Below are 4,018 nucleotides of genomic sequence, written 5' to 3'. Positions count from 1 at the left end.
GGGAGTTTGGTTCCAGCTGGAATTTGAAGTTCGTAACTGCCTAAGCTATCCACCACTGGTGTTTCCTTCAAGGCATCAACGTTGGTGTCTGTTAAGTCAAGATTTGGACTATCGACATCTACTGTAAATTCCGCAATTCTCCACCACTTATTTAAGGTTTGTGTATTGCGAATGCGAACAAAACGAGTTGTAAATTCTTGCACAATATCAGAAGTTCGTTGCCCTGATAAATTTTGAAGCGTTGTCCAATTTGTACCATCTGCAGAATATTCGATGACACCAGATGCTAGTTTGTCTCGTTCCCCTTGCATCAGATGAACTCGTTTTACTTTGTACAGTCCACCTAAGTCCATTTGTACCCAGGCTTGCGCTGGTGTGACATTGGTCTGATCAACATGTGCCATCATGGATTCTGTGTTTTCTCGACCATCTTGCATATGAACAACACTTGTTCCATATTTGTAAACAAGGTTTGGACTTAAACTAATAGTGCCCCTAACCTTCTTACTACCCAATTCTAGGGGTCTGTTAACAGCAATTTCACGCATGGCAAGCCAAGCATTATCCTTCTTAGCTGTTGCTATCATACGAACAGCTTGAGCTGTGATATCGAGGTCATTAAATTCCAGAATACGTTCTCTACCAGTATAAGCGGGGCTCGTTATGGCTACCCATTCTCCATGTTCATTTTGATATTCAACAAGAGCATTACTAAAGGTATAATTATCGGCCGTATTAGTACCTGTAGCGAAACCTAATTTGTGTATTTTAATTGCCTTATTAAAGCGCAAGCCTACATAATCGCCTCTCTCAATCACAATGGTTGTTTTGGCAATCACATGTGTATCAAAGTCACCATCTGTGACTTCTTTCAATCCGCCTTCTATTCCAGCACGATTCGTAATAAATGTTGTCACAAATTTATCTGGATTCAGCATTGCTTGGATATGTAAGGCTAAGTATTCTTTGAGATTATTGATAAATGGTCGAATATGTTGGACACCAAATTCTGCGTATTCATAATGGTCAACGTAAAAGAAGGCATACTTAACTGACTGGTCATAATGTTTGACTCCGGCCTGATAATACTCCCACACCTTGGCATCATTCTTTTCAGTAAGACCTTCTGTAGCTGTTAGGAAAGCTTCAAGCGCGTTCATTTGATCTACTGTATTCTCTAACCAATAGTGAATTTGTTCGATTAATTTCTGATCACCTTTTTCTTTAAGTAATAGAGCATTGGCTTTCAAACCAGCAAAAATTTCCCTCAACTCTTTTCTTTCAGTATCCAGATTTTGACCAGATTTGAGTTTGTTATAGAATTCTGTCAATTTTGGAGCCAATTCTACAGACTCTTCTAATTTAGTGACATGGGGAGGTCTATTTTGATTGCGCATGTGTTTTCCGAGTTCTCGAAAAGCCTTCGAAACACTGCTTTCTTCAAAATGATCATTAACTACATAGTTAAAGGCCATATCGTTGATTTGTTCTGCTTCTTCTACACTTCTCCATTGTTTCCATCCATACTGAGCCATATCAAAAAGTGCCACTTTAGATGCTTCAGATTGTTGCATTGGATTTAGCATAATTCCTTGTGCAAGTGATAAATCAACATTTGGATGTAAGAATTTTTCACCACCTCCAAGAATTAGGTGGGGTTTTGTATTATCATTACATGGCCAGTTAATCCAGAACTGAATTGGACGGTAAGTCTTACCACCTTCTGTTAAATTTTTCTTTAAGTTCGTTAAGAATGTTTGGTCAACAGCCCCCCAGACCTTTCCACCAGTAAGAGTTAAATGGACATTTTCAGGAAGATGTTCATTCAAGGTTCGAAGTTCAGCTTCAGTTCCTTGCCCCATGTACCAGGCAGGAACAAAAATCATATCTTTACGGAGACCACTGTATGCTGTTTGTTTTTCAGTCAACCAATTTGTGATATCCTTCATCAAGCGAACATAACTATGGTAACCACCAACTGGGCTTGGTGCATCATCTGCAAGCACACCAAATTCACGCACTCCCACGTCCAACAACTGAGTAAACTTAGCCTTTATGGTTGCAAGATCAGCCTGGTAATGCGCTTCATTGCCAAAGCGGATACGATTGTTCATAAATGGATGGATGGTCCAAACATAACGTGTTTTCGTTTGATTACCGACACGTGCAAGTTCTCGGATTTCAGCCAGTTTTTCTTCTGGGTAAAGTTCACGCCATTTCTTATTGTGGTATGGATCATCTTTTGGTGCGAAATAGTATTGAGTTAACTTCAATTCACTTCCATAACGCATCAATTCTTTACGATTTTCATTAGACCATGGATTTCCATAGTAACCTTCGATAAACCCACGGTTCTTGATTTCAGCGTAATCTTCCACTGTCACATTGCGAAGAACTGGCACTTGACTTTCCTTGAGCATATGTTTCAAGGTTGTCAAACCATAAAAGACCGCATCTGTGTCTTTTCCGACGATGGAGATAGAGTTGTCCTTGATGGTCAGAGCATAAGCATCAATTTTGTCAAAGAGACCTGCGGAAACCTTGGACAAGTTTTGTTCTGCTTGTGAACCTTGTCCATGCACTCCAAGATAGATATTAGTTGCGCCAGAAACGGCCGTTTTACTAGTTTTGTAAGATACTTGATTGTCCTGCAAAACGCTCTTCAAGCGATTGCGAGTATAGATATCGAGTTGATCGCCCATTACCAGATTGACTTGCTTACGAAGGGCTGTGATACCTTCTCCATAAGTCACTTTTTGTGGAGTTGGAAAGACCTTGTACTCTTTTTTGAGATAGTCTGAGCTCTTGCTGGCAGCTTCAATACTGGCTTCGCTAGCTGGTTTGCTTGCCGTAAATTGATTGGCCAATTCAACTGTTCCATCACCTGTTTGCTCTACTTTTGGAGTTTCAGGTGTAATTGGTTGACTAGGTTTAGCGATTTCTTTATCATTTTGTCCTCCACTCATGGCTTCAGACGGCTTTGTTTCATTCTCTGGAATTCCAGGTGCTTCAGCTGGTTTAAGATTATTTGTCGAATCAGTAGAACCAATCGTTCCTGTAGTTTCTCCATTTCCAACTGTCGAGCTAGCTTCCTTCCCAGCATTTTCTTCTGCTTTCTTCAAAACTGCTGCAAGTTCATCAGGTAACTTTTCCAATGGCTGAGCTTGAGTTATAGTTCCCTCTTTATCTCCTACACTACCTGTTTCTGCTGCCTCTACTAAATTAACACCAAAGATACTGGCACCAATCATAATAGAAGCTACTCCAATAGCGAATTTACGAATACTGTAATGACAACGTTTATTGAAAAAATTTTTATCCATCTTTATCTTATCTCCTTTCATCCAAACGCGAAAGTAAACGATTCCATTTTTACTAGTAAAGACGGAGAGGCCTAATCAGTCCTCTCCATCTCTTCAACTCATTTATCAATGTGATTTTTTATCATCGACCAAGCTATACCAATAGGATAGCATTAGACGCACAAACTAATCCTCTTTTCGTTTTGCAGTTAACAAGGCTGCTGACAAGGCCAAGCTAACACCTGCCAAGAAAATGGCTGTTTCAGATTCTCCCTCACCTGTTTCTGGTAATCTATTTTGCTCTTCTTTTACTACTGAAACATTTGGTTTTATAGTCTGGTCATGAGCTAATAGCTCTACTGGATAATCTGGTTTTTCAAGAACAGGCGCTTCCTCATTTCCTACCGTGGCTAGAACACCATGATACTCTGGAAGTTTATGTTCTAGAGCCATTACAGCATTAACGCCACCCTTAAATTCAGGTTTCTCAACGCTTGGTGCCGCTTGATCTCCTACAGTAGCAAGAGTTCCTGTGTATTCTGGAACTTCGTTTACTGCTGCTTCTACAAAGTTAGCACCTCCTTTGAATTCTGGAACTTCGTTTACTGCTGCTTCTACAAAGTTAGCACCTCCTTTGAATTCTGGAACTTCATTGACTGCTGCTTCTACAAAGTTAGCACCTCCTTTGAATTCTGGAACTTCATTGACTGCTGCTT

The 4,018-nt window shown here is 40.1% G+C and carries 1 protein-coding gene and 2 pseudogenes; all 3 read right to left on the bottom strand.

Annotated features, from left to right (window positions below):
- Window positions 1-2,936, bottom strand: a pseudogene (locus B7705_RS00095) (beta-N-acetylglucosaminidase domain-containing protein); the annotation flags it as partial.
- A 321-nt stretch (window positions 2,937-3,257) separates the two neighbouring features.
- Window positions 3,258-3,323 (bottom strand): annotated as a pseudogene (locus tag B7705_RS10155) (YSIRK-type signal peptide-containing protein); the annotation flags it as partial.
- A gap of 165 nt (window positions 3,324-3,488) precedes the next feature.
- Window positions 3,489-4,018, bottom strand: a 530-nt coding sequence (locus B7705_RS00090; RefSeq protein WP_239822321.1) for an SIALI-17 repeat-containing surface protein, incomplete at its 5' end; no start/stop codon positions are given.

The sequence above is a fragment of the Streptococcus oralis subsp. dentisani genome (genome assembly GCF_002096685.1).
Lineage (GTDB): Bacteria > Bacillota > Bacilli > Lactobacillales > Streptococcaceae > Streptococcus > Streptococcus oralis_AD.
Note: the sequence above shows the minus strand (reverse complement) of the source record. Positions and strands in the feature narration are given on the sequence as shown.